The 26,432-nt window shown below is 47.0% G+C and carries 24 protein-coding genes, 1 tRNA gene, 1 rRNA gene and 1 riboswitch; of the genes, 11 read left to right on the top strand and 15 right to left on the bottom strand.

Going from position 1 to position 26,432, the window contains the following annotated elements; genetic code table 11:
• The first annotated feature begins 57 nt into the window (after positions 1-57).
• The gene (gene rhlB / locus L4C42_RS22585) at positions 58-1,350 is read left to right on the top strand and encodes an ATP-dependent RNA helicase RhlB (protein ID WP_353497535.1); all 1,293 of its coding nucleotides are present in this window, start codon (positions 58-60) and stop codon (positions 1,348-1,350) included.
• Between the two features lie 52 nt (positions 1,351-1,402).
• Complete coding sequence (gene gppA, locus L4C42_RS22580; protein WP_353497534.1) at positions 1,403-2,899, top strand: guanosine-5'-triphosphate,3'-diphosphate diphosphatase; 1,497 nt, start codon at positions 1,403-1,405, stop codon at positions 2,897-2,899.
• Positions 2,900-2,989: 90 nt separating this feature from the next.
• Here the strand turns inward: gppA and L4C42_RS22575 are convergent, their stop codons facing one another.
• The 3 genes from L4C42_RS22575 to recQ form a co-directional block, all read right to left on the bottom strand.
• The gene (locus L4C42_RS22575; protein WP_353497533.1) at positions 2,990-3,661 is read right to left on the bottom strand and encodes a 7-cyano-7-deazaguanine/7-aminomethyl-7-deazaguanine transporter; all 672 of its coding nucleotides are present in this window, start codon (positions 3,659-3,661) and stop codon (positions 2,990-2,992) included.
• A gap of 209 nt (positions 3,662-3,870) precedes the next feature.
• A complete protein-coding gene (locus L4C42_RS22570; RefSeq protein WP_353497532.1) occupies positions 3,871-4,173 on the bottom strand; it encodes a DUF3630 family protein in 303 nt (100 codons plus the stop codon).
• Positions 4,166-6,001: an ATP-dependent DNA helicase RecQ gene (recQ, locus tag L4C42_RS22565; RefSeq protein ID WP_353497531.1), complete on the bottom strand. Its 1,836-nt coding sequence runs from the start codon at positions 5,999-6,001 to the stop codon at positions 4,166-4,168. The genes L4C42_RS22570 and recQ overlap by 8 nt, the downstream gene beginning before the upstream one ends.
• Before the next feature lie 205 nt (positions 6,002-6,206).
• Between recQ and rarD the strand changes: the two genes are divergently transcribed.
• The 3 genes from rarD (at position 6,207) to L4C42_RS22550 (ending at position 8,676) form a co-directional block, all read left to right on the top strand.
• Positions 6,207-7,109: an EamA family transporter RarD gene (gene rarD, locus L4C42_RS22560; protein ID WP_429761789.1), complete on the top strand. Its 903-nt coding sequence runs from the start codon at positions 6,207-6,209 to the stop codon at positions 7,107-7,109.
• Positions 7,110-7,206: 97 nt separating this feature from the next.
• Positions 7,207-7,998: an AraC family transcriptional regulator gene (locus L4C42_RS22555; protein ID WP_353497529.1), complete on the top strand. Its 792-nt coding sequence runs from the start codon at positions 7,207-7,209 to the stop codon at positions 7,996-7,998.
• Positions 7,999-8,019: 21 nt separating this feature from the next.
• Positions 8,020-8,676, top strand: a complete 657-nt coding sequence (locus tag L4C42_RS22550) for a LysE family translocator (RefSeq protein WP_353497528.1) — start codon at positions 8,020-8,022, stop codon at positions 8,674-8,676.
• Positions 8,677-9,393: 717 nt separating this feature from the next.
• Here the strand turns inward: L4C42_RS22550 and uvrD are convergent.
• Positions 9,394-11,568, bottom strand: coding sequence for a DNA helicase II (gene uvrD / locus L4C42_RS22545; RefSeq protein ID WP_429761790.1), 2,175 nt, complete (start codon positions 11,566-11,568; stop codon positions 9,394-9,396).
• 259 nt (positions 11,569-11,827) lie between these two features.
• Here uvrD and L4C42_RS22540 point away from each other — a divergent pair, with 259 nt between their 5' ends.
• The 4 genes from L4C42_RS22540 to L4C42_RS22525 all read left to right on the top strand — a co-directional run bounded on the left by L4C42_RS22540 (position 11,828) and on the right by L4C42_RS22525 (position 14,349).
• Positions 11,828-12,088 carry a BufA1 family periplasmic bufferin-type metallophore gene (locus L4C42_RS22540; RefSeq protein ID WP_112463168.1) on the top strand — a complete coding sequence of 87 codons (261 nt, stop codon included), beginning with the start codon at positions 11,828-11,830 and terminating at the stop codon, positions 12,086-12,088.
• A 173-nt stretch (positions 12,089-12,261) separates the two neighbouring features.
• Complete coding sequence (gene bufB, locus L4C42_RS22535; protein ID WP_353497527.1) at positions 12,262-13,119, top strand: MNIO family bufferin maturase; 858 nt, start codon at positions 12,262-12,264, stop codon at positions 13,117-13,119.
• 2 nt (positions 13,120-13,121) lie between these two features.
• Positions 13,122-13,895, top strand: a complete 774-nt coding sequence (locus L4C42_RS22530) for an HvfC/BufC N-terminal domain-containing protein (RefSeq protein WP_353497526.1) — start codon at positions 13,122-13,124, stop codon at positions 13,893-13,895.
• 1 nt (position 13,896) lies between these two features.
• Positions 13,897-14,349: a DoxX family protein gene (locus L4C42_RS22525; RefSeq protein WP_353497525.1), complete on the top strand. Its 453-nt coding sequence runs from the start codon at positions 13,897-13,899 to the stop codon at positions 14,347-14,349.
• A 90-nt stretch (positions 14,350-14,439) separates the two neighbouring features.
• On the opposite strand, the gene tsrA is transcribed toward L4C42_RS22525, so the two are convergent.
• Both tsrA and L4C42_RS22515 read right to left on the bottom strand, forming a co-directional pair.
• Positions 14,440-14,724 (bottom strand): H-NS-like global regulator TsrA, encoded by a 285-nt coding sequence (tsrA, locus tag L4C42_RS22520; protein WP_353497524.1) that lies wholly within the window; start codon positions 14,722-14,724, stop codon positions 14,440-14,442.
• A 91-nt stretch (positions 14,725-14,815) separates the two neighbouring features.
• Positions 14,816-16,003: a multidrug effflux MFS transporter gene (locus L4C42_RS22515; protein WP_353497523.1), complete on the bottom strand. Its 1,188-nt coding sequence runs from the start codon at positions 16,001-16,003 to the stop codon at positions 14,816-14,818.
• Between the two features lie 118 nt (positions 16,004-16,121).
• Between L4C42_RS22515 and L4C42_RS22510 the strand changes: the two genes are divergently transcribed.
• Together L4C42_RS22510 and L4C42_RS22505 are read left to right on the top strand one after the other, a co-directional pair.
• The gene (locus L4C42_RS22510) at positions 16,122-17,063 is read left to right on the top strand and encodes a LysR family transcriptional regulator (protein ID WP_353497522.1); all 942 of its coding nucleotides are present in this window, start codon (positions 16,122-16,124) and stop codon (positions 17,061-17,063) included.
• 121 nt (positions 17,064-17,184) lie between these two features.
• Positions 17,185-18,972, top strand: a complete 1,788-nt coding sequence (locus tag L4C42_RS22505) for an aminopeptidase P family protein (RefSeq protein WP_429761788.1) — start codon at positions 17,185-17,187, stop codon at positions 18,970-18,972.
• Positions 18,973-19,050: 78 nt separating this feature from the next.
• Here L4C42_RS22505 and thiH read toward each other — a convergent pair whose 3' ends face one another.
• The 9 genes from thiH to rrf form a co-directional block, all read right to left on the bottom strand.
• Positions 19,051-20,163 carry a 2-iminoacetate synthase ThiH gene (thiH, locus tag L4C42_RS22500; RefSeq protein WP_353497520.1) on the bottom strand — a complete coding sequence of 371 codons (1,113 nt, stop codon included), beginning with the start codon at positions 20,161-20,163 and terminating at the stop codon, positions 19,051-19,053.
• A 9-nt stretch (positions 20,164-20,172) separates the two neighbouring features.
• Positions 20,173-20,940, bottom strand: a complete 768-nt coding sequence (locus L4C42_RS22495; RefSeq protein WP_353497519.1) for a thiazole synthase — start codon at positions 20,938-20,940, stop codon at positions 20,173-20,175.
• 3 nt (positions 20,941-20,943) lie between these two features.
• Positions 20,944-21,147: a sulfur carrier protein ThiS gene (thiS, locus tag L4C42_RS22490; RefSeq protein ID WP_112463160.1), complete on the bottom strand. Its 204-nt coding sequence runs from the start codon at positions 21,145-21,147 to the stop codon at positions 20,944-20,946.
• Positions 21,148-21,192: 45 nt separating this feature from the next.
• Positions 21,193-21,960: a HesA/MoeB/ThiF family protein gene (locus L4C42_RS22485; RefSeq protein WP_418642307.1), complete on the bottom strand. Its 768-nt coding sequence runs from the start codon at positions 21,958-21,960 to the stop codon at positions 21,193-21,195.
• Complete coding sequence (locus L4C42_RS22480) at positions 21,953-23,188, bottom strand: thiamine phosphate synthase (RefSeq protein ID WP_353498632.1); 1,236 nt, start codon at positions 23,186-23,188, stop codon at positions 21,953-21,955. Before L4C42_RS22480 ends, L4C42_RS22485 begins: the two co-directional genes overlap by 8 nt.
• 33 nt (positions 23,189-23,221) lie before the next feature.
• Positions 23,222-25,144, bottom strand: coding sequence for a phosphomethylpyrimidine synthase ThiC (gene thiC, locus L4C42_RS22475; protein WP_429761787.1), 1,923 nt, complete (start codon positions 25,142-25,144; stop codon positions 23,222-23,224).
• A gap of 112 nt (positions 25,145-25,256) precedes the next feature.
• A riboswitch (TPP riboswitch) is annotated at positions 25,257-25,356 on the bottom strand.
• 56 nt (positions 25,357-25,412) lie between these two features.
• Positions 25,413-25,796: a fluoride efflux transporter CrcB gene (crcB, locus tag L4C42_RS22470; protein WP_112478769.1), complete on the bottom strand. Its 384-nt coding sequence runs from the start codon at positions 25,794-25,796 to the stop codon at positions 25,413-25,415.
• A gap of 408 nt (positions 25,797-26,204) precedes the next feature.
• Positions 26,205-26,281: transfer RNA gene (locus L4C42_RS22465), tRNA-Asp, on the bottom strand.
• Positions 26,282-26,321: 40 nt separating this feature from the next.
• Positions 26,322-26,432, bottom strand: a 5S ribosomal RNA gene (gene rrf, locus L4C42_RS22460); the annotation flags it as partial.

The following is a 26,432-nucleotide window of genomic DNA, read 5'->3' as shown; positions in this document are numbered from 1 at the left end:
CTCCTATTGGAATGTATTTACCTTCGTATTGCAAGCTTAAGCTGATATTCTATACCGATGAAAAAGACGCATATCACAGAGCAAAAGTTCGCCGATTTGGAGTTACACCCCCAAATCATTGAAGGATTGGAAAAAAAAGGGTTCGAATACTGTACCCCGATCCAAGCCTTGGCGCTGCCGGTACTGCTCGCCGGCCAAGATATTGCAGGACAAGCCCAAACCGGGACGGGAAAAACGCTTGCGTTTCTCACTGCTACCTTTAACCATCTGTTAAATACGCCTGAACATGAAGGCCGCAAAGCGACACAACCGCGCGCGATCATCATGGCTCCAACGCGCGAACTTGCTATTCAGATCCACAATGATGCGAAACCGCTCATTGAAAGCACGGGTCTAAAAACAGCACTAGCGTATGGGGGCGATAGCTACGACAAACAGCTAGCGAAATTTGAAGATGGTGTCGATATCCTAATCGGTACTTGTGGTCGTATTATCGACTTTTATAAGAAACGAGTATTTAACCTCAACAACATTCAAGCTGTGGTTCTTGATGAAGCCGATCGTATGTTCGACCTTGGCTTTATTAAAGACATTCGCTTTTTGTTCCGCCGTATGCCTGAGCCTAAAGACCGTCTCAACATGCTGTTCTCTGCGACCTTGTCATACCGTGTACAAGAGCTAGCGTTCGAACACATGCATAACCCTGAACACGTGGTTGTTGAGCCTGAGCAAAAAACGGGTCACCGCATTCAAGAAGAGCTGTTCTACCCATCGAACAATGAAAAAATGGCTCTACTGCAAACGCTTTTGGAAGAAGAGTGGCCCGATCGCGCCATTATCTTTGCCAACACTAAACATAAGTGTGAAAAAGTGTGGGGTCACCTTGCCGCTGACGGACACCGCGTTGGTCTTTTAACTGGAGATGTTCCGCAGAAGAAGCGTGAAAAGATCCTTGAGCAATTCACAAAAGGCGATGTAGACATTCTGGTTGCAACGGATGTTGCAGCGCGTGGTCTACATATTCCTCAAGTTACGCACGTATTCAACTACGACCTACCTGACGACTGTGAAGATTACGTGCACCGTATTGGCCGTACAGGTCGTGCTGGTGCAAGTGGTCACTCAATCAGCTTTGCTTGTGAAGAATACGCGATCAACCTACCAGCGATTGAAGAATATATCGAGCACTCAATCCCAGTGTCTGACTATGACTCAAGCGCACTGTTGACCGAGCTGCCTGCTCCACTTGTTATGAAGAGCCGCAACTCAGGCCCTCGTCGCACTAATACAGGTGGTTCACGACCATCAAACAGAAAGCCTCAAAGAAGGCCAAGATCACCAAGGTCTTAATAGACCGAGATCTGACATAAGCAGTAATCTGAACAGGAAGTAAGCAGTTTTTATGAGTCTTGCAGTGAATTCTTCACCTTTGTATGCGGCTATCGATCTTGGCTCCAACAGTTTCCACATGTTGGTTGTGCGTCATATCGATGGCAGCATTCAGACCATGGCCAAGATTAAGCGCAAAGTACGTTTGGCCGCAGGCCTTGATGATGAGATGGCTCTCAGTCAAGAAGCGATGCAGCGTGGTTGGGATTGCCTAAGTCTTTTCGCGGAACGACTTCAGGACATTCCAAAGGAAAACATCCGTATTGTTGGTACCGCAACACTACGTACCGCAACTAATGTCGATGTATTCCTAACCAAAGCCGATCAAATCTTGGGTTACCCAATCCAAGTGATCAGCGGTGAAGAAGAAGCAGCGACCATCTATAAAGGTGTAGCTCATACGTCTGGCGGTACTGGCCGTCGCCTTGTAGTCGATATTGGTGGTGCCAGTACCGAGCTCATAATTGGCGAAGGATTCGAGCCAAAAGCATTGACCAGCCTGAAAATGGGCTGCGTCACTTGGCTAGAGCGTTACTTTAAAGACCGCCAGCTGAACAAAGCGAACTTCGAACGTGCTATCGAAGGTGCCAAACAGACGCTCGCCCCAATTCTCGAGCAGTATCAGGGATTGGGATGGGATGTATGTGTTGGTGCCAGTGGCACAGTACAAGCCCTGCAAGAGATCATGCTGGCGCAAGGTATGGATGAGGTCATCACTCATGCCAAACTAAAGCGACTGCAAAAACAAGCGATGCAAGCCGATCATCTTGAAGAGCTCGACATTGATGGTCTAACTCTAGAGCGCGCTTTGGTGTTCCCGAGCGGCCTATCTATATTGATTGCCATATTTGAGCTACTCAATATCGATTCCATGACTCTTGCTGGCGGCGCGCTACGCGAGGGCATGGTGTATGACATGGTTGAAGAGCTGCAACAAGATGACATTCGTGCGCGCACCATCAACAGCGTGCAAACCCGTTGTCAGCTCGATGTGGAATACGGCGATCAAGTTGCTGCTACCGCCACCAGCTTATTAGTAAGCTGTGGCAATGAAAGCTGGATTGAAGAGCCACATGCCGTTGCCCTGCTTGAAGCTGCATCAAAGTTGCATGAAATCGGCCTAACCTTGAACTTTAAAAAGGCCGGTGAGCATAGTGCGTACTTACTTCAAAACTTAGATTTACCGGGTTTCACTCGCGCGCAAAAGCATCTGCTTAGTGAAGTGGTTCGTCGATACAAAGACCAGCTAACACCACTGCCATCGCAGCATGCTCTATCGACACAAAGTGCCGAGCGTGTACTGCGACTGCTGCGCTTATCGGTGATCATTACTCACCGCCGTCAGCGTGATCTGCAGCCTCGATTTGCGGTGCAATGTGAGGGCAATAGCCTAACGCTCTCTATCGACAAGCAGTGGTTAGAAGCCCATCCTCTGTCAGCAGCAGGGCTGGAAATCGAGTCTAACCGACAGTCAGATGCTGGTTGGCCACTGACGATTCAGGCGGTCTAATCCTGACTCAAACTGTTTAAGTCTATTGCTGTAAAAAAAATCCCGAACCAAACCGTTCGGGATTTTTTATATTTAGCTTCTAGAGATTCATTAGGCTTTTACACCGCTCACCTTTAAGTCTGGGTTCACTGCAGTAAGCTTCTTCACCAAGAAGTTGAGCAGCACGCCGTACATTGGAACGAACAGACCAAGACTGATCACCAGTTTAAAGCCGTAATCGACCAAGGCGATCTCCGTCCAATGCTCTGCCATGAACGGATCTGGGCTTTGGTAGAATGCGATAGCAAAGAAAGCCAGCGTATCCAGCGCGTTACCAAACAGTGTTGAACATGTCGGAGCCACCCACCACTGCTTCATTTGGCGCAGGCGGTTGAAAACATGCACATCTAGGATTTGTCCCAACAGGTAAGCCATAAAACTTGCCGCAGCGATACGAGCAACAAACAGGTTAAATTCACCTAAGTGTCCAAAGCCTTGGAACTGCCCTTCAAAGAACAATACTGATAATCCATACGACACCGCCAACGCAGGCAGCATGACCAAGAAGATGATCTTACGGGCTAAACCAGCACCAAAGATACGTACGGTCAGATCGGTCGCAAGGAAAATGAATGGGAAAGTAAATGCGCCCCACGTGGTGTGGAAACCGAAAATAGTAAACGGTAGCTGCACCAAGTAATTACTGGATGCGATGATCACCAAGTGAAATAAAACAAGAAATGTCAGGGCTTTGCGCTGCTGCGCAGGGGAAAACGAGTTCATATTGTACCTTTTTCGTTTTGCTTGGGGTTGAGGGAACCCAAGTTGAGGCAAAGCCTCGAGTGACTAATAAAATGGTTTGTTGTGCCGCTTATTTAACTCATTGTTTGATTAACTAAGCTCAGCGGCGGGCGATTATACATTAATCAACTTGGCGCGCAATAGAGGATAATATAGCAAACGTTTTCGAGCTAACGACTGAATGCGTTATGTCAAAAGCCGCGACGAAATAGCCCCTCTAAGAAATCAAACTCTTCTTTGCTCGCAGAGATATCTAAAGCCTCAAGCCACATTGATTCACTGTAGTGCTCACCTTTTAAAAGCATGCGGCAGCCTTCAAAATCCACCAGCCAAGAGTGAATGTCTGCGTCCCACTGCTTTTCAACCACAGTTGCGCCGAGCAGATCGAGCATCGACATCGCTAGTGAATCAAAGCTATCAAAATCAAAGGAAGGAGTAACGATAAGCAGTTTGCCTTCCTCTTCAATGTATTCTCGAAGACCAAAATCAGCCATGACCAGTTAAATGCTCCTGTATTAAGTCTAGGAAAGGATCGGCATACTTTTCTAACTTGCGCTCACCCACCCCGTTCACGGCAAGCATTTCACCATACGAGGTCGGTAAGATTTCTGCCATATCAATCAAGGTAGCGTCACTGAACACCACATACGGTGGCAAGCCATCTTCATCGGCAATCGACTTACGCAGTTTACGTAGTTTGGCAAACAACTTCTTGTCGTAGTGTTTCGATGCCAGCTTATCGGATTTTGCGCTGCGCGCGGCGGTATCGAGCCTTGGTACGGCAAGCTCTAGCGTGGTTTCACCGCGTAGCAGAGGACGCGCTTCTTCTGTAAGCTGCAACGTAGAGTTTCGAGTGATGTTCTGACTCAGTAACCCTTTGTGCACCAGTTGCCTAAAGATACTCACCCAGTAGTCATGACTATGATCTCGGCCGATGCCATAAGTGGTTAACTTGTCATGACCATGCTCGCGAATACGGATATTCGACATACCACGCAGCACTTCCACGACGTAACTAATACCAAAGCTTTGATTTACGCGATAGACACAAGAGAGCGCCTTTTGTGCTTCTTGGGTAGCATCAAAATGCTTAGGTGGATCCAAGCAGATGTCGCAGTTACCACAAGGCTGCTCTCGGTACTCACCAAAGTAATTAAGCAGTACCTGACGACGACAGGTTTGCGCCTCAGCAAAGGCGCTCATTGCATTAAGCTTATGACTCTCGACCTGCTTTTGTGGTCCCTCGGGCTTTTCATCCACCATGCGGCGCAGCCAACCCATGTCGGCAGGATCGTAAAGCATCATCGCTTCTGCGGGCAAACTATCGCGCCCGGCTCGGCCAGTCTCTTGGTAGTAAGACTCAATATTACGTGGGATATCAAAGTGAGCGACAAAGCGCACATTCGGCTTATTAATGCCCATACCAAAGGCCACTGTCGCCACCACGACCTGAATATCGTCGCGCTGAAACGCATCCTGAACATAAGCACGCTCATCAATGTCCATTCCGGCGTGATAACCCGCCGCTCGGATGTGGTTGCCACACAGCTTTTCCGTGAGCATTTCCACTTTCTTACGACTACCACAATAGATGATTCCGCTGCCGCCCTTGTTCTCGCCAAGAAAGCGCACGATCTGTGAGACAGGCTTATGCTTCTCGACCAAGGTGTAGCGAATATTGGGTCTATCAAAACTGCCCAAGTATTCTTGAGGGTTTTGCAGATTGAGTCTGTGGATGATGTCTTTGCGAGTGGCATCGTCGGCCGTTGCAGTCAGCGCCACAACTGGTATATAGGGAAATTGCTCTTTTAGTCGACCAAGCGCGGCATACTCAGGGCGAAAATCGTGCCCCCACTGAGAAATACAGTGCGCTTCATCCACTGCAATCATCGACAGCTCAATATGCTCTAATCTTTCGATGAAGTCGTGCATCAACACGCGCTCTGGTGACACATACACCAACTTGATCTGTCCACTGTTCATGCGGCGATAGATATCAATCAACGCCTCCCTCGACTGAGTCGAGTTAATGCACTCTGCAGCGACGCCGTCAGCTTTGAGTTGGTCAACTTGATCTTTCATCAGAGAAATTAGTGGCGAGATAACCAGTGTCACACCGGGTCTCACCAAGGCTGGAATTTGATAACACAGCGATTTACCGCCACCGGTTGGCATGATAACTAGGCCATCGTTACCCGCAATGGCACTATCGATAACCTCTTGCTGTCCCGGACGGAACTCTTGATAGCCGAAAACGGACTCTAAGACCGACTGCGAACTGGGTGACGATTCAGATTGTTCTGCAGCGAGTACAGCGGTCATGCAATATCCTGATGAAAGTCTTTGATTGGTCGAAAACGCTACATTGTAGAGGGGTTGTCACTTGAAGGAAACTCAATTTACTCTGCGAGGTGAAGAAAAAGTAGCATCAGATCGAGCATTAAATAGTCCAAAACTACACAACACGTTATACTCAAACGCTTTCCTCCCCTTTTATGGTCACAGACCTGCTCTTGAGAAAATTTGCATGTCATTAGAAGAACAACAAAGAGCCAAACAAGGCGTTTTACTCGCCATCGGTGCTTACACAATGTGGGGTATTGCCCCTATCTACTTTAAAGCACTAGGCAGCGTCTCTCCCTTAGAAATTCTCAGTCACCGTGTGATCTGGTCATTTGTGTTACTGACCGTCTTGCTTCATTTTGGTCGACGATGGCGCAGCGTTCGCGATGTGCTGCGTTCAAAAAAGAAGATGGCTTACTTAGTCACCACCGCACTACTGGTTGGTGTTAACTGGCTTATCTTTATCTGGGCGGTTAACTCCAATCACATGCTCGATGCTAGCCTGGGTTACTACATCAACCCGCTCATCAACGTAATACTCGGCATGCTGTTCTTGGGTGAAAGACTCAGAAAACTGCAGTGGTTTGCGGTCGCACTTGCTACCATCGGTGTTCTGATTCAGCTTATTGCATTTGGCTCGGTACCCGTTGTTGCCCTTGCGCTGGCAATGAGCTTTGGTTTATACGGCTTGCTGCGTAAAAAAGTCAGTTTAGATGCGCAAACAGGGCTGTTCATTGAAACCTTAGTGATGCTGCCAGCAGCCGCTATCTACGTGCTGTTCATCGCGGATACGGCGACCTCAAATATGATGGACAACAGCACGACACTGAACGTACTGCTAATCTCAGCAGGTATCATCACCACACTGCCACTATTGTGCTTTACCGGTGCCGCGACGCGCTTGAAGCTGTCGACTCTTGGCTTTTTCCAATACATTGGTCCTAGCTTAATGTTCTTACTGGCCGCACTCGTGTATGGCGAGGCCTTTACCTTAGATAAAGCGCTCACCTTTGCCTTCATCTGGGGTGCATTGGTGGTGTTTAGCTTTGATGGACTAAAAACCAACCGAGCCAACAAGAAGCGTTAAGACCGAAATTTGATGTGTGAGGTGTCCATTTTTTACAAGACACCTCGCCTTTTCACCTCCTATACTGGAGCCAATGTTATTAATAGAAGGAGATCATATGGAGAAGATAGACTACCTGTCGTCGCCGATCCCAGATATTAATCTCATTAACGGCTCGTACAAAAAGTTTGCATTTCAGAAGCACTACCATCTTGACTATCACTTTGGGTTGATTGTCAGTGGTCAGCAGCAGTTTCAGCTAAAAGGTTCGTCGTACACCAGTGGCCCTGGAGACTTGGTCTTGATGCCACCGGATGAGCTCCATGACGGGCAAGCGCGCTTTGAAGAAGGCTATGAGGTAAAAGTCCTGGCGGTTTCTCCACCTTGGCTAACACAATTTTCGATGAGTAACAGCTCAGGCGGTTTGGGCTTTCACTCACCCATTGTTCGCGAGCCTGGATTGTTTCGCTCACTGCTGGATACGCATCAAACGCTCAGTACCAACCAAGTGAGTGCCTTAGCGCTGGATTGCATTCCTCTAGATAGCTTTCAGAACATACTAGACCGACACGGCAAACCACTCTCTACCGAGACACATGCCATTGGTACTAAATCGCTCAAGCTAATTCGAGACTATGTAATGGCAAACCTCGACCAAGCAATCCGCCTAGAGCAGCTTGCTAAACTTTGCGATTTGAGCCCAAGGCAGTTTCATCGCCAATTTAAACTGGCAACCGGTATGTCACCGCATGCTTGGCTAACCAGACTAAGGCTTGAGAAGAGTATGACACTGATGAAGGCCGGAAAGAGCGCAATTCAAGTCGCACTGCAAACCGGTTTTTACGACCAAGCACACTTTAGTAAGGCATTTCGAAACGTCTATGGCGTTTCTCCTTCAAACATTAACTAACTTAGTTTTCTTAGAACGATCATGAATGAAATTACTATCCTAATGACACTGGCTACGGTGCACTTTGTTGCGCTTATGAGCCCAGGACCAGACTTTGCGCTTGTGGTACAAAACGCGACTCGATTTGGACGCCAGACTGGTTTTTATATTGCTCTGGGGTTGTCGTTTGGCATCTTGCTGCACTCGATTTTCAGTCTAACGGGCGTTAGCTATATCGTTCATCAGCACCCCACATTGTTTGCCGTCGTGCAAATCGCTGGCGGCAGCTATTTGCTTTACCTAGGTATCGGCGCCTTACGCTCCGTATGGAGTAGATGGCCGCAGCGCCACCAGTCAAGTGATCTTGCCAATGACCCAAGTCTTCTGCTTTCAAGTCGAAGACAAGCGTTCTCTCGTGGCTTTACCACCAATATTCTCAACCCGAAAGCCTTAGTGTTCTTTATCAGCTTGATGTCTAGCTTGGTGCCATCTGCCATGTCGATTCCGGGTAAAGTGGCCGCACTCGTGATTCTATGGTCGCTTTCCTTGGCCTGGTTCTCCTTTTTGGCTTGGGCGCTGTCGACTAAGCGCATGCAACGCAAGCTAGGCTCTGCCGCCATCTACATCGATGGTCTGTGTGGCGTGCTGTTTTCGGGAATTGGTGTGACCATCTTCACACAGGTGATTTCCAGCCTTTAGGGTATTTTGCGCCATTCGACACGCGACGTGTGCGAGATCTCTCACAAAGGCTTAGGTGTTTATCGCTTCGTGCTACAAGCATTCCACCCTAAAATATCATAAGTCATTGTTTTTAAATGGGAAGGGGTAATTTTTCTTTGTTGAGACAATGGATTATTACTGCTTGATTGGATTGCTCCGAGGCCAGTTTAGTTTAATATCAACCATGTCGGAAGGATGCTGACACGGAACAGGAAACGCTCAGGGATTTGGGCATCTTCAGGAAGAAGATACGGTTATTCAGGATGAATGATCGGCATGGATAGCAAATTGGACATTGAATGGACGCAATAGTAACTAGGATGGTTACTACTAAGGAAAGACAATGGACACCTCTGGATGAGGCAAGGACTTAGCATCAGGATGATGTCAGGGACACCGCTCAGGGAACAAGTGAAGTGCGCTAACGAGGATTGTTAGCCGATCAGGATAAGATCATTAGGACACCGCTAGGAAGGCGACGAAAGGACTAAGCTGACGGAATACAGCACACTATCATGGATTAGATGCATGGAGCACTATTAGTAGCCGGATTGCTGCGAGTAAAGCTATAACCCCGCAGGGCGCAAGCCCTCGGGGTTTTTCTTTATCTAAAATTCAATAATTCAAATCCGTATGACACAAAAAAGGAGCTCATAACTAAGCTCCTTTTGCACTTATAATTCCATAGCCAGTCGGTTATAGCTTTTCCAGCTTGGCGTACTGCGTCACCAACCACTTAATACCCTCACCATTAAAGGCGACTTGCACACGGCTTTGTGGACCACTTCCTTCAAAGTTGATGATCGTTCCTTCACCAAATTTCGGGTGCATCACACGCTCACCTAGATTAAAGCCCGTTTCGTTGAAGTTATTTTTTACTTCTGTTTGACTAAAACGACCCGCTGTCGTTGGACGGCTTACTTGCGCCTTCATGCGAACTTCTTGCAGACACGTTTCTGGCAACTCGCGAATAAAGCGCGATGGCTTGTGATACTTATCTTGACCGTACAAGCGACGCATCTCGGCATAGGTGATGAACAGCTTTTCCATCGCCCGGGTCATACCCACATAACAGAGGCGACGCTCTTCCTCTAACCTGCCCGCTTCCTCTGCCGACATCTGGCTAGGGAACATGCCCTCTTCAACACCCACCATAAACACCATTGGGAACTCGAGACCTTTGGCACTATGCAGTGTCATTAGTTGCACCGCATCATCAAACTCATCAGCTTGACTTTCACCGGCTTCTAACGCTGCATGGGTTAAGAACGCCGTCAGCAGCGTCATATCGTCTGCTTCTTCAGGTTTCTCAAACTGACGCGTTGCCGTTACCAGCTCTTCCAAGTTTTCAATGCGTGCCTTAGACTTCTCGCCCTTTTCTTGCTCGTACATAGCAAATAGCCCAGAGGTCTTAATCACATGGTCAGTTTGCTCATGAAGCGGCGATTCAAACGTGTCGTCTTCGAGTGCGTTGATAAGCTCAATAAAACGCGACAACGCACCTGCTGCTCGCCCAGCGAGAACCTTCTCATCGAGCAGTGCAATACTTGCTTCCCATAGTGTTGCCCCACGATCACGAGCGGCGAAACGAATGGTATCTAAGGTTTTATCCCCCAACCCACGAGTCGGCGTATTCACAATACGCTCAAATGCAGCGTCATCGTTGCGATTGGCCATCAAGCGCAAATAGCCCAAGGCATCTCTGATTTCTTGACGCTCGAAGAATCGCATACCACCATAGATTCGGTATGGCAGCTGCGCTTGGATCAAGGCTTCTTCCAGAACACGGGATTGGGCGTTGTTTCGATATAGCATGGCGCAGTCTGTCAGGCTGCCGCCTTTATCTTGCCACTCTTTAATCTTACCCACGGCAAAACGCGCTTCATCCAGCTCGTTATACGCAGAGTAAACGGAAATCTTTTCACCCTCGTTACCTTCCGTCCATAGCTCCTTACCCATACGTTCAGTATTGTTGGCAATCAGCTCGTTGGCAGCTTCAAGGATGGTTTTGGTTGAGCGGTAGTTTTGCTCAAGGCGAATGGTTTTCGCGCCTAGGTACTCATCCAAGAACTTCTGGATATTTTCAACCTTAGCACCACGCCAGCCATAAATAGACTGATCATCATCACCAACAATCATCACCTTACAGTCAGCGCCGGTCATCATTCGTAGCCAAGCGTATTGGATGTTGTTGGTGTCTTGGAACTCGTCCACCAGAATGTGTTTGAAGCGCGCTTGGTAGTGCTCGCGAACAAACTTGATGTCACGCAGCAGTTCATGAGCACGCAGCAAAATCTCTGCAAAGTCCACCAGCCCAGCACGGTCACACGCCTCTTGATAAGCGGTGTAGATCTGCAGATACGTCTTAGTGACCGGATCTTGGTAGCTGTCGATATGCTGAGGTCGCAGCCCCTCATCTTTCTTGCCATTGATCCACCAAGCTGCTTGGCGTGCTGGCCACTGTTTATCATCCAGATTCTGCGCCTTTATGAGACGTTTTAATAGCCTTTGCTGATCGTCGGTATCGATGATTTGGAAGTCTTCCGGCAGCTTAGCGTCGAGATAATGCGCGCGCAGGATACGGTGACAAATGCCGTGGAAAGTACCATTCCACATACCAGAAGCACTGCCCATCATCAGCTCTTCAATACGCCCTCTCATCTCTGCAGCCGCTTTATTGGTAAAGGTCACAGACATAATGGAAAACGGAGAGGCGTTCTCAACCGACATAAGCCAAGCAATACGATGCACAAGCACGCGCGTTTTACCACTGCCGGCTCCGGCAAGGACGAGCATGTGCTCTAGAGGGGCTGCAACAGCTTCACGCTGCTTGTCATTGAGACCGTCGAGAAGAAGAGAAGGATCCATGATGAGTCTTAGCTACTGGTTATTTATACATATCCGTTGATTATAACTCAAACAGTCTCACCATTTCAGAAAAAGTTCTGTTTTTTTAAAAGACAATTACCCTTTCAATATCATACACATAAGATGACATTTAACATTTTAGTAAATATTTTTTGATCTTTTTGAAAGATTTAGCTTTGGCTTCCTATCCTATTGGTTAAGCAAGTCGCAAACAGTGACCTGTGAAAATAAACATCAAGGATCAAGTCTCGAGGAAAGTAATATGAAAACTACGAATCTAGCTATCACTGCAGCAGTTACCGGTCTAATCGCTCTTGGCGGTGCAACACTTGGCGCAGCACCAGCACATGCAGCTGACAAAGAAAAGTGCTACGGCGTGTCGAAAGCTGGTCAAAATGACTGTGCAACCAAAACCAGCTCATGTGCGGGTACTGCGAAAGAAGATAACCAAAAAGATGCGTTCGTTGTCGTCCCTAAAGGCCTATGTGACAAACTGGTTGGCGGCAGCACAGAGTCAGCATAATTGCCTCGCGTGCAAAAAGCCGTAATACGGCCTGTATAGCTTGATTGTCATTTTGTCTTCACTTTGTTTGTCCATACGCTTTCAAGTTACAGCACTATCGGAGGGGCGTGATTATACGCCCCTTCCGTTTTCTACAGCTTACCCACAGAAGCCAACAGATCTGGGAGATCATCATGGATCGAAGTCGTGCCTTTCAGCTTGTCGGTGTAGGATTACGCACACCCCACCTCGACTATTTTGAGCACAACGCTCACAACGTGGGCTGGCTAGAAATCCACAGCGAAAACTATTTTCAGCCCCATAGCACTGAATATCGACAGCTGATAGCGATTCGTGAAAAGGTCAATATCAGCTGCCACGGTATTGGTCTATCACTCGGTTCAGCATCAAAGGTAAATACCGATCATCTAAAACAGCTCAAGCGATTGGTTAACGATATCCAGCCACTTGCAGTTTCTGACCATTTAAGTTGGAGCGAGCATGGCGGCCACTATTTCAATGACCTATTGCCACTGCCCTATACCGAAGAGGCATTAGATCTGTTTTGTCGAAACGTACTTCAGGTTCAAGATGCGATTCAACGCCCACTATTAATTGAGAACCCATCGAGCTATTTACGCTTCCAGCACTCAACCATTCCAGAATGTGAGTTTCTCGCTGAAGTGCAGCGTCGCACTGATTGTCGCCTACTGCTCGACCTAAACAATGTCCATGTTTCCTGCTTCAACCATGGCTACGACGCCAACCGCTACTTAAGTGCGATAGACCCAGACACAGTTGATGAGATCCACTTGGCCGGATTCACACGCAAACAACTTGAGCAAGGCGAGATTTGGATTGATACCCACAGCGCGAGAGTCTCCAATGAGGTTTGGGAGCTGTACCGGCAATGGAACAATCATCACGCCGCCGTGCACACACTCATTGAGTGGGATCTGGATATTCCAGCGCCCGAGGTGCTACTTGAAGAGGCAGAGAAGGCCATCGACATGCTTGTTGAGTGTCACAACACGACTCTGAGGAGGGCTTAACTATGATTAGCCTTCACGAATTGCAATCGGCTTTCAGCCAATCTTTGCGCAGCCAAGATGGTGGCATAGAGCATTTCATTATCGCAGACCACTTTAGCGCCGATGATCGCGTTCAGATTTATCGCAACAATTTTGTGTTGAGTTTGAGTGAAGTGCTCGAAGCTTGCTACCCGATCACCTTGCAGCTTGTTGGTGAGGAATGTTTTCAGTCGATGGCAAAACACCATGTGATCCATCATCCACCAACAACAGGTAACGTCGCCGACTATGGCAAAGGGTTTGCTGAGTCTGTCTCTGAGCTTGATAACATCACTAATGCCGTGCCCTATTTAATCGATGTTATAAGACTTGAGTGGGCTATCGACTCACTCAATCAACACCCTCTAAATGAGGCGAAAGAACCAACTGAGCCACTCGTTAACATGCAGCGTGTACCAGAAGCACAACATGGCAACTTAGTGTTTCATGTGAAACCAAATCACATTGTGCTGCAATCTCAATATGCTATCGCCAGCCTTGTGAGCGCGATACATAGCAATAACCTAGAGGGTTTTGAAATCAATCAACCTGAAAACGTGTTGATTATTAAACAAGGACTATCGACCAGCACGCTTCACGTTCTCGACGACAACGTTCTTGAACTGCTCAATGCCCTCGGTTCACAACAACCCCTTAACTTCATTAATCCTGCTCTTCTAACAGCACTACCAAGTTTATTCGCTTTGGATGTTGTAGCTGGATTTACTCTCCATGACGACACCTCACAAGGAGCATGATATGAAAACGACCTTATCTCACTGGCTTGTTAGTTATGACAAGCTTATTGATACGCTACAAAGCGGCTTCGTGCCCCTACTGCTGCTATTCTGTCGCCTCTGGGTAGCTTGGGTATTCTTTAAATCGGGAATGACGAAGATTAGCTCTTGGGACAGCACTCTGTATCTGTTTGAGCTTGAATACCAAGTGCCTATTTTGCCGTGGGAGCTAGCCGCCTATATGGGAACGGCCGCAGAGTTAATTTTGCCTGTGTTTATTGCGCTTGGTTTATTTACTCGACCCATGGCTGCCATCTTGTTTGTATTCAATATTATTGCTGTTGTTTCCTACCCACTACTTTGGGAGAAAGGGTTCTATGACCACCAGCTTTGGGGGTTAATGATACTCATAGTGGTTGTATGGGGGCCAGGACCACTATCTGCAGACAAAGTAATTCGTTCACAAATAACCTGATTCAAGATCTGATTATTGAGTCAAAATAGTCGGGCTTACTGAAAGTAAAAAGCCTCGCATAGATATGCGAGGCTTTTTAAAAACTAACGACTATTTGCTAGCAAGAAACGCTTTCAGCTCTTCTACTGAGATCCCTTGCTCGGCCAATTCTTTGGCCAATGTTTCTACTTGCTCACCCTTGCGAGACTCAATCACTTGTTGAAATTGGTAAACGATATCACGAAGCACATGAATTGGAACTTGCTTTGCAGCACTGCGAATACGCTCTTCACTTTGGTTGCCTAATTCATTAAGCAATTTACCAAACATGATCTTTTCTGGAGACTCTTCCATTTGCTCGAGAACACGAGCCATTTCGTATGTAGTCAAAGACATTACTGCGTTTATCCAGTTATAAATAAATACGGGGTGTATAAAGCTAAATATACACCCGTTTCTTAAATTGGAAAACCTAATCGTTTTTTAATTAGCCAATTTTTACTGTTTGATGCCAACCTTTGCCAACTTTGCTTTTGAGAATGAACAGTGCTGGCAGTACCAACCACATCTGCAAAGCAATCATGTATGGCGCTTCTAGCCCAGCACGCTGCATCAAACCAACTAACAGACCCGCTCCACTCATTTGGAATAGTCCGAGTAGAGCAGCGGCGGTACCCGCTTTATCGCCAAATGGTGCCAATGCTTTACCGGCAGCCGCTCCAAGGATGAGAGCAAAGCCTATTGAAGACAAAATAACAGGTACCATAAACGAAGCCGGTGTTTGAAGCTCTGCTCCCCATACCATTAAGGCTCCGGCGACTAACAAAGTCACGATACCAAATTGCAGTGTTTTGTGAGTGCCAAGCTTATCCATCATTTTTGGCGCGAGCAGACAGGCTGCGATGTTAAATACCGCATTAAGGCCAAACCAAAACGTAAAGGCATTCATCGACAGACCCATGTTTTCCATCAGTACCACTGGTGCAGACGTGACATACGCAAGTATTACACCCATAGCCAATAAACACAGAGTGGCATGAAACAAGAACGTCGGCGTATTAAGGACATGGGTATATCTAGATAGTGCGAAATACTTCTGATTGGTTTGCTGCGGATTGGTCTCTCTCATGTTAAGAACAACCATAACACCTACGAACAACGCAAAACCCGCCATGAAGCTGAAGTTCGCACGCCATCCAAACTGCTGCGTTAGATAGCTGCCTAAAATCGGCGCCAATGCAGGGATAAAACAAATAGCTCCGTTAAGGTAGCTGATCATCTTGCCACTACGCTCTGGTCCAAACATATCGCGAACGGTTGCAAAGGCTGCCACAGATGTCGCGCACGCACCCAAGCCTTGTAGCAGCCTTGCGACTAGCATCCACTCAATGGATTGAGCTGCCCACGCCAAGCAAGCACTCAAGCCGTAGATCACTATGCCGCCAAGGGCAACCGTTCGACGTCCGAGTTTATCGGCAAGTGGTCCCGCGAACAGCTGTCCTACACCCATAGCAAACAAAAACCATGTAATCGTATCTTGAGCACGCGTATGAGCTACATCAAACGTAGAAGAAATTTGCGTTAACGCTGGCAAATAGATGTCGATGGCCAAAGGGCTAAAAAATACCAACATCACTAATGCAGCAAGTTGGACTTTCGAAGGTGTGGTTTGCAACGGGGTGCCTCTTAGCAATAGTAAAACGAGTTAATGAAGACGCAATTCTATATCCATTAAGATATGAGCAGAAATGGTTTATACTCATTAGCATTATTCCTACGAGGAATTTCACACGATGAACCTAGAAAAGCTAAGTCGGATCGACCTCAACCTACTCTTGTGCCTGTCAGTGCTACTTGAAGAATGCAATGTGACCCGCGCTGCGAGTCGGTTATGCCTAACGCAATCCGCGGTGAGTAAGTCATTATCGAAACTGCGTGAACTGTTTGACGATCCACTCTTCACTCGCCACGCCCACGGATTATCTCCGACAGCTCGCGCGCTGCAACTTAAGCCCAAGTTAGATGTGCTAATGGCTCATATGCAGGCCATCACTGCACCGCCAGAGTTTTCCCCAACGTCAAGTGAATACCGATTTCACATAGCTGCGGTAGAAAGCGTTTATCCTCTCATCATGCCTCACTTTCTCCCTGCAATATTTAGCCAAGGACCTAACCTGAGCATAAGCACTCATGCATGGAATGAAGCCACGTTCGAGCAAATGCAAAAAGGCGAACTAGATTTAGGGATCACCGGCAAAGACATCGACATCCGTGATGCTCAGAGAACCCTACTGCCGCCAGAAGACATTCAGGAGTTAGAAGTCTACCGGGATAATCAAATGTGTTTAGTACGAACCGATCATCCTGTACTCACTAAACCTTGGGATCTTGAAACCTATCTGTCAATGCGTCATGTACAGGTGCGCTGCGATGGTAGCGATCGCTGGCTTCTAGATTACAAACTCGCCGACATGGGAAAGGAACGCGATATCGCTATCACTGTACCTGATTTCAACAATGCTGCTGCGCTGTGCAGTTACACTGACTTTGTGTTTACCGCTCCTCGGCATTTTGTTCATCTTGTTGCCGAGCAAATGGGATTGCGTGTGCTTCCATTGCCACTCGAATTTCCTCCAATGGCTTACACTCTATTTTGGCACAAAGATAGAGATCGCGATCCGGCGCTCAATTGGCTTATCGACATCATTCGACAAAAGACGCTTCACTTACGTTAGGCGACACGCAGAGCCTGCTAACCGACTCGCAGAATCGTTTGTATATCGTCCACAGAAGCGCTAGCTTATAGACCAAAATAATAGCAAGGTGACCTATTTCGCCATGACAAAGGAACTACAGATGCAGGAACATATTTCTGGCCGTGTTGAACAGATTCAATCTTGGCTTTCTAACAACGACCTCGATGCGTTTATTGTTGCTCATGAAGATGAGTACTTAGGCGAGTACGTACCCGCTCATAACGAGCGTCTTCATTGGCTAACTCAATTTACCGGCTCTGCGGGTGCTGCTGTTGTCACGCGAGATAGAGCCGCTATTTTTGTCGATGGTCGCTACACGGTTCAAGTTCGTAAGCAAGTTCCAGCAGATAGTTTTGAATACTGTCACCTTATCGAGCAGCCACCGCTGGATTGGTCGATTGAAACTCTTGAGCTCGGTGCTCGAATCGGTGTAGACCCTCGCATGCATAGAGGTAACTGGTACCAGAATGCACTAGAAAAACTTGCAGGTCGCTACGAACTGGTTGCTGTTAACGATAACCCAATTGATCTTTTCTGGAGCGATCGCCCAGCTGCTCAATTAAGTAACGTTCGTTTAATGCCACTAGACAAGGTCGGCCAATCAAGCCTAGATAAACGTACCCAGCTAGCACAAAACCTAGCAAGCAGTGGCGCTGATGCCGCTATCATTACTGAGCTTGATTCAATTTGCTGGCTTTTAAATGTCCGCGGTCTTGATGTTTCACGTCTTCCTGTATTGCTGGCTCACGCGATCCTTTACTCAGATGGCTCAACTAAGTTCTTTATTGACCCAACGCGCATCGATGACATGAACGAATTTACCGACCGTGTAGGTGCAGGTGTTGAAGTCTGCCTTCCATCGTCTTTGGAGACTGAACTAGAATCGTTGAAAGGCAAAAAAGTCACCCTAGACCCAGCGACAAGTAATGCTTGGTTTCAGCTAAAGTTGGAGCAATATGGTGCCAAACTTCTCGACCTTGCTGACCCATGTTTAATGCCAAAAGCGGCCAAGAACAGCGTTGAAGTTGAAGGCATGCGTAGCAGCCATGTGCGCGACGGCGCAGCAATGGTTAACTTTTTAAGCTGGCTCGATAGTGAAGTCGCTAAAGGCAACCTTTCTGATGAAGCAGTAGTCAGTGACAAGTTGGAAGCATTCCGCCGAGTTGATCCAACTTTGATAGATCTTAGTTTCGATACTATTTCTGCCTCCGCAGGTAACGCGGCCATGTGTCACTACAACCATGCGAATCAAGAGGTTCCTGGATCGCTAGTTCAAGATACCTTGTACTTGGTTGATTCAGGTGGCCAGTACCTCGATGGTACCACTGACATCACGCGTACCATTGCGATAGGTACCCCAACAGATGAGATGAAGCGCCAGTTTACATTGGTACTAAAAGGTCACATTGGTCTGGCTACCGCACTATTCCCGAAGGGTACTTGTGGTCATCAACTGGACGTTCTAGCTCGTCAACATTTGTGGGCAAATGGTTTTGATTATGACCATGGCACTGGCCATGGTGTCGGCCACTTCCTGAGTGTTCACGAAGGACCGCAGCGCATCGCGAAAGCCGTAAACAATACGCCGCTAGTACCTGGTATGGTGCTATCAAACGAACCAGGATACTACCGTGCAGATGAGTTCGGTATTCGTATCGAGAACCTTGAGTTGGTCGTTGAGAAAGCAACAGCTGGTGATAGTTCTATGTTTGGTTTCGAGTCACTTACTCGATGCCCTATCGACAAGCGCAACATCGTGGCTGATATGCTAACGGAAACAGAAATCACTTGGTTGAACGACTATCACCAAAAAGTGTGGAATGACGTTTCACCACTAGTTACCTGTGATGCACTAGCTTGGCTGGAAACAGCTTGCCAACCGCTCTAGCTCGTTAGGCTCGAAGAAATAAAAGGGCGCTGGAATTCCAGCGCCTTTTTTGGTTTCACGTGAAACATGGTTAGACATCTAACCTGAGTAGGACTGATGCCAGTCTTTCCAAACCGGTTCCATACCAACACGTTTCACCGACTCAGCAACCATAGCAGCACTGCGCTCATCACTGATTGCGAACTGTTCTAGCTCTTCTTGGTCATCCGCGTAGCCACCTGGCTGAGTTTTTGATGCTGCACTAATACTCGTGATACCTAGTGGGTAAACCTGATCGCGGAAGGTCGCGGATTCACGAGTCGACAGTGAGAGTTCGACTTCATTGTTGAACAAGCGGTAGGCGCAGATAAGCTGCACTAGTTGCTTATCTGTCATCACCGATTTCGGTTGTAATGCGCCCTCACAAGGTCGAAGTCGCGGAAAAGAAATTGAGTATCGTGTCTTCCAATAACGGCTCTCTAAGTACTGAAGGTGGGCTGCAACAAAGAAACAATCGGTGCGCCACTCTTCTAATCCTATTAGTGAACCAATGCCGATCTTGTCGATTCCTGCTTGTGCCAATCTATCAGGCGTTTCAAGTCGGTAGTTGAAATCCATTTTATTGCCGCGAAGATGGTGCTGCGCATATGTAGAGCGATGATACGTTTCCTGATAAACCATGACAGCATCGAGGCCGTGCTGTTTTAGGGACGCATACTCTTGGGTATCCAAAGGCTGAACTTCCATCGCCAAATAGCTAAAGTGCTTTTTGATTTCTGGCAACACTTGTTGGAAGTATTTCATACCTACTTTGTTCTCGTGCTCACCTGTGACCAAAAGAATATTGTCGAAACCCATCTGTTTGATTACGTCGCACTCACGCTCTATTTCTTCAGTACTGAGCGTCTTTCGTTTAATGCGATTTTCCATTGAAAAACCGCAATAGGTACAAGCATTGGCGCACAAGTTGGAAAGGTACAAAGGTATATACATGGACATGGTGTACCCGAATCGCTTTCGAGTTAATGCATATGAACGCTGAGCCATTTGTTCTAAGTAGGGTTCTGCGGCAGGACTAATAAGTGCCTTAAAGTCTTCTAAGTCGAGTCGCGGTTTAGACAGTGCTCGCTCTACATCACGCGCCGATTTCGCATAAATAGAAAGACGAATATCATCCCAGTTATACTTAGCATGCTCCTGAACAAAGCTCATTTTGCTCTCCTACTCTGAATCTAGAAACGCGGTTAGCGGACTCGAGGCCACGGCATGATTTACGGTACCTGCTAGACCACTTTCGTATGCTAGTCTTCCTGACTCTACTGCTAGCTTAAACGCTTTAGCCATAGCAACCGGATCAGCGGCAGCAGCGATAGCGGTATTGACCAAGACAGCATCAGCCCCCATTTCCATCGCAAGCGCTGCATGTGATGGTGCCCCGATACCTGCATCAACCACAACCGGAACGTTCGCTTGTTCGATTATAATTTCTAAAAAGTCTCTACTGACGATGCCTTTGTTGCTTCCTATTGGAGCTCCAAGTGGCATCACAGCGGCACACCCTACTTCCTCAAGATGCTTACATAGCGTTGGATCACTATGACAATATGGCAGAACGACGAATCCATCTTTAACTAGCTGCTCGGCAGCTTTTAACGTCTCGATCGGGTCTGGTAGTAAGTACTTCGGATCTGGGTGAATCTCTAACTTCAGCCAATTCGTGCCCAATGCTTCTCTAGCAAGATGTGCAGCGAAGATGGCGTCTTTGGCATTCTTAGCGCCTGAAGTGTTAGGCAACAGATTAATCTTGTTCTCAATCAATGGTCGTAAGATGTTGTCATCCTGACCTTGTAGATCTACGCGCTTGAGCGCCATCGTCGCTAGCTGTGAACCACTTTCCGCAATAGCCTGAACCATAAGAGACTGATCCGAGAACTTTCCGGTTCCAGTAAACAGACGTGATTCAAAAGTTTTATTGGCAATTGTTAGCATGAATTAGCCCCCTGCAATGGCTTGGAAGATGTTAATGGACATGTCATTTTTGACGACAAACGTCGACCACTCAGTTCGTGGCACAATTTGGTCATCGACCGCAATGGCACACCCATGGGTATCGATATCGAGACCTTTAATAAGATCCTCGAGTAGGCTGTCTCTTTTCGTATTCTGTAATGTGTTATTAACTGTTACTTGAATCATTTTTGTTCTCGCGTGCAAAATCTGTGACTACACACCATGGTGTACTCAGTCGGTGGAGCAAACCGTACAAGTTTGCTCACGAGCAATCTGTAGTGTTTGCCATTGACCATTTAGTCCATCGAATAACTTCAATGTCGGTGTTTTTTTCTGGGTAACCTGAGGGTGGACACCTGCAAGCAACTTTATCGTTTCTAGAGCTTGGTAAAGTCCCATCATGCCAACCACTGGCCCCATGACAGATGACTCTGAACATCGGCTGCTGCCTTTGATTTCATCAAAGGGATACAAGCACCGATAACAGGCAATCTCACGAGTCGATGAGAACGGAAAAACACTGAGTTGCCCGTTCCAACCGATTGCTGCTGCGCTAACGAGGTCGGTGTTACTTTGTTTACCGTAAGCATTTATGGCATGTCTAGTTGCTAGGTTATCTGAGCAATCAACCACAACATCCGCTAAAGTGATCTCTAATAACAACTGATTGCCATCAAGCTTTTTGTTAATACTTCGCACTCTAATATCTGGATTCTGTTGCTTCAGGCTGGCCTTCAAACATTCGACTTTAGCGAATCCAACATCTTTCGCGTGATAAGTTACCTGTCGAGGTAAGTTAGAAATCTCAACTGCATCATCGTCAGCAATAGTTACACTGCCTACTCCGCCCCCTACTAAATACATGCTCGCTGCGGTTCCAAGTCCCCCACAGCCAACAATAAGCACATTGGCCTTGAGCAACTTGCTCTGCCCTTCTTCACCTATGTTCGGAAGACTGATTTGGCGCAGATACTGCTTAAATTGGCCATCATTAACCATCAAGACGACCATCCATGATTGACTCAAATTGTTGAATAACGGCGGGTACATCATCAGCCAATGTGATTGCTCGTACTACTGCCAAACTTGTCACACCACAACTCCAAACTGGTGCTGCAGTCTTCAAATCAATGCCACCAATGGCTACTGTTGGATATCCCAGTTCCTGACCGTAAGGTATCGAATCAATCAGTCGCTGATAGAGCTCCAGTCGTATCAAACCTTGCGGTCTTGAAGGCATGTCTTTGGTTGTGGTTGGGAAGATGTGGCCGAGCGCAATGTAGCTAGGGTGAATTTGAACGATGCGCAGCAACTCATAATAGCCGTGAGTAGATAGACCAAGCGCAATTCCTTTTTCTGCAAGTCTCTTGAGATTTGCCACTTCAATGTCTTCTTGACCTAAGTGAACGCCGTAAGCACCATGCTTAATCGCTAGCTGCCAATAGTCATTGATGAACACTTGAGCATCATGTCTTCGACCAAGCTCGATCGCTTTTTCAATCTGCTGTTCCAGGTTAGGCAGGTCAGGCTGCTTGATTCTAAGCTGTACCGTTTTAGTGCCCAGTTCTAGTAATCGTGCTACCCAATCAACATTATCGACAACAGGATAGAGCCCAAGCTTTGATTTAATTACAGTCGGAAATGGTAGAGTCGATGCCTCAACTGCCCAGCCAACACGTATACCTAAATTCGTATTTTCTATGACTGGAACGGGGAACTGGTCTAAGTGACTTGGCCATGTTTCACGTGAAACACATCCCGCTCTGGCGAGCATAACCGCATCTTCGAGAGGAAAATCGAGAGCAATACTTACTACGAGCCAAGCCAAATGCTCGGTGTGGTCTGTAATCAAAGAAGCTGCCGCAGAAGCCTTGATGACGTTTTCTCTACAAGACCAAACATCGAGCCATCGAGAGCCACTTGCTACTGCTACATAGACATCACCTTGTGTGGCAGTAGCTAGTGAGGCTGAAAGATGATTTTCATCCATGTTGTGCAAATACCTTACACGGATATCATTATCTATAGCGCTATCTCCCAAACGGAAAGTAGAGCCGAAAACGTCACTCGAAATATAACGGGCGCTTTCTTCGTGCTGGATAATGACCGCTTCACCTTCTTCAGAAGATGAGACGACGATGTTTTCGGTTGAGAAGCCGACTTGTTTTGCTAGGCCGAGAACACGATGAATATGACGATTCAAAGCGTCTGCGCCAATGGGCAGCATGAGTTTCAACGGAAGCTCCTTAGATTATGGTAGTTATTCTTCAGTAACAGCTGGGTGATACGACTCAGCACCCGTTGCTCTGAACTCTTCAGACTTTTGACGCATCCCCTCTAAAGGGTCATCAAGCATTGTGATAGCAATACTGTCGCCTTGTTGTATTTCTTTAGCGTACTCTCGTACCTCTTGTGAGATCTTCATCGAACAGAACTTTGGACCGCACATCGAGCAGAAATGGGCAACCTTGCCAGACTCCTGAGGAAGTGTTTCATCATGGAACTGACGCGCAGTATCAGGATCTAGAGAGAGGTTAAACTGGTCTTCCCAGCGAAATTCAAAGCGAGCCTTTGAAAGTGCATTATCACGAATTTGAGCCCCTGGGTGTCCCTTCGCTAAGTCTGCTGCATGAGCAGCGAGCTTGTAGGTGATGAGCCCTGTCTTAACGTCTTCTTTATTTGGTAGGCCAAGGTGTTCTTTTGGCGTCACGTAACACAGCATCGCACAACCGTACCAGCCAATCATTGCAGCACCAATGCCAGAGGTAATATGATCATAGCCAGGTGCAATATCAGTGGTCAGTGGCCCAAGCGTATAGAAAGGTGCCTCATGACAGTGCTCAAGCTGCTCTTCCATGTTCTCTTTGATCATGTGCATCGGTACGTGACCAGGACCTTCGATGATGACCTGAACATCGTATTCCCAGGCAATTTTGGTTAGCTTGCCTAGGGTTCTAAGCTCTGCAAATTGAGCTTCATCATTGGCATCGGCAATAGAGCCTGGACGCAATCCATCACCGAGGGACAAGGCCACGTCATAACGTGCACAGATTTCACAGATCTCTCTAAAGTTGGTATATAAGAAACTCTCTTCATGGTGTGCCAAACACCACTTAGCGATGATAGAGCCACCACGGCTAACGATACCCGTGACGCGCTTGGCGGTGAGTGGGATGTGATGAAGTAGAAGGCCAGCATGAATAGTAAAGTAGTCTACACCCTGCTCTGCTTGCTCAATTAATGTATCTCGCATTACTTCCCAAGTCAGATTTTCGGCGACTCCATTAACCTTCTCTAATGCTTGATACATAGGTACTGTACCGATCGGCACTGGACTATTACGTAAGATCCATTCGCGCGTTTCGTGGATATTTCGTCCAGTCGACAGATCCATAACTGTATCGGCACCCCATCGAGTACCCCAGACAAGCTTCTCGACTTCCTCTTCAATTGAAGAGGTGACCGATGAGTTGCCTATATTAGCATTGACCTTAACGAGGAAGTTGCGGCCAATGATCATCGGCTCAGATTCTGGGTGATTGATATTTGAAGGGATGATAGCTCTACCCTCAGCGACTTCCTTACGCACGAATTCGGGTGTGATTTCTTTAGGTAAGTTCGCCCCAAAGTGCTGACCTGGATGCTGCTGAGTGAGCACTTCGTCTTTGAGCTTTTGACGTCCCATGTTCTCTCGAATCGCGATGTATTCCATCTCAGGGGTAATAATACCTTGGCGTGCGTAGTGAAGCTGCGTGACGCAAGCGCCTTCAGCACCACGCCTGATACGAGGTAATAGCCCGTATCTAAGCTCATCAAGCGTGTCATCTTCAAGTCTTTGCTTAGCAAATTCTGAACTGACGCCTGACAATACTTCGGTATCAGCGCGTTCATCAATCCAGGCTTCTCTTAGCTTTGGTAAACCTGAGTACAAATCGATAGAGTACTCTGGGTCGGTATAGACACCAGACGTGTCATACACGTTGATGGGCTCGTTAGGCTCATGGATTGGATTGTCTTGGTTACCACAGATTAAGCTGTCTGCAAGAGAGATTGTACGCATTGGTACTTGCAGATCGCTTCGGCTACCTTGGATATATGTCTTTTGAGAATTGGGGTAAGGCGTTACCGATAATGTATCGATAAAGTTTTTTGCTTCCAGCCTATTTTGCTTGCGTGTCGACATAGCATTTCCTTATATATCATATAGTTATAAAAGATAAATGCTTGACGGATGTGTGAATACAAGAGGTATCAACCACAATAGCGTGCGCTATTTGATAAATAGAATATGATGCTAGTTCTATTCTCTTGTTCCCTTCGCTGGTACTAACCAGATCAGGTTCAACGGATCCCGAATTAACGGTCTCAGCCCTATGGGCACTCCGACAAGTATTGACTCGATTATAAAGGAATTAGTTTTAATACATCAACAGGACATGGAAGTTTTTCGTTTAACTTTTGGTCAGCATCTGAAAACCAATCCAACAAGCTGAGATACTCAAAACAACATTGAGCAATATATTTAGTCCCATCTTCAGAAACGCCCCCTGCTGCATCAGGAGTACGTTATCCATAGAAAACGTAGAGAATGTCGTAAGTGCACCTAAGAAGCCAAGACCAATGATTTGACGCCATGGATCAGGCGCAAAAATTTCAGCTTCGAATGCTGCAATCAATAGCCCCATAATAAACGAGCCAACCACATTGACGGTTAACGTACCGTAAGGAAAACCACGACCGAAAAGTGCAACACAAAGCTCTGATATCAAATATCTCGAACAAGCCCCGACAGCACCGCCCAATGCAATAAAACCTAAAACTGAAAACTGCCCCATCACCTAATCCCAAACTATGAATTGAAAAGGTAATAATATACCAACAACGAATAAATTCGACCCAACATCACATTTTTAACCACAAAATCCAACGGATAATCTATCTGGCTGTCGAGTAAATTTAAAAAGTTACATGCGTCACTTTTTAGACTGTAATCAACAATTAGTTCGCGAATTAAAACGAAAAGAAGATTGGAGCTAAAAAACCTAAGCTCACGAATGGAAAAGCTAGACTGAGAAGAAGTATATTGCAGATAGCAAAAAGCCTCGTCGTTAGACGAGGCTTCTTAATAAGTGGCGGAGTGGCTGGGGTTGCATCCAACCGGGACTCGACTTCCTTGAAAAGGAAGTTACCTAAGTTTTAGATAATAAAAAACCCGACGCTTTCGCATCGGGTTTTCTAATAAGTGGCGGAGTGGACGGGACTCGAACCCGCGACCCCCGGCGTGACAGGCCGGTATTCTAACCAACTGAACTACCACTCCGCAGTGGCATACTTGCTATTGCAAGTGTCCAAAATTCAAAGCCTGGCGATGTCCTACTCTCACATGGGGAAACCCCACACTACCATCGGCGCTATTGCGTTTCACTTCTGAGTTCGGCATGGAAATCAGGTGGGTCCACAATGCTATGGGG

Origin of the sequence: Vibrio wakamikoensis, from assembly GCF_050337275.1 — a bacterium.
GTDB lineage: Bacteria > Pseudomonadota > Gammaproteobacteria > Enterobacterales > Vibrionaceae > Vibrio > Vibrio chaetopteri.
Note: the sequence above shows the minus strand (reverse complement) of the source record. Positions and strands in the feature narration are given on the sequence as shown.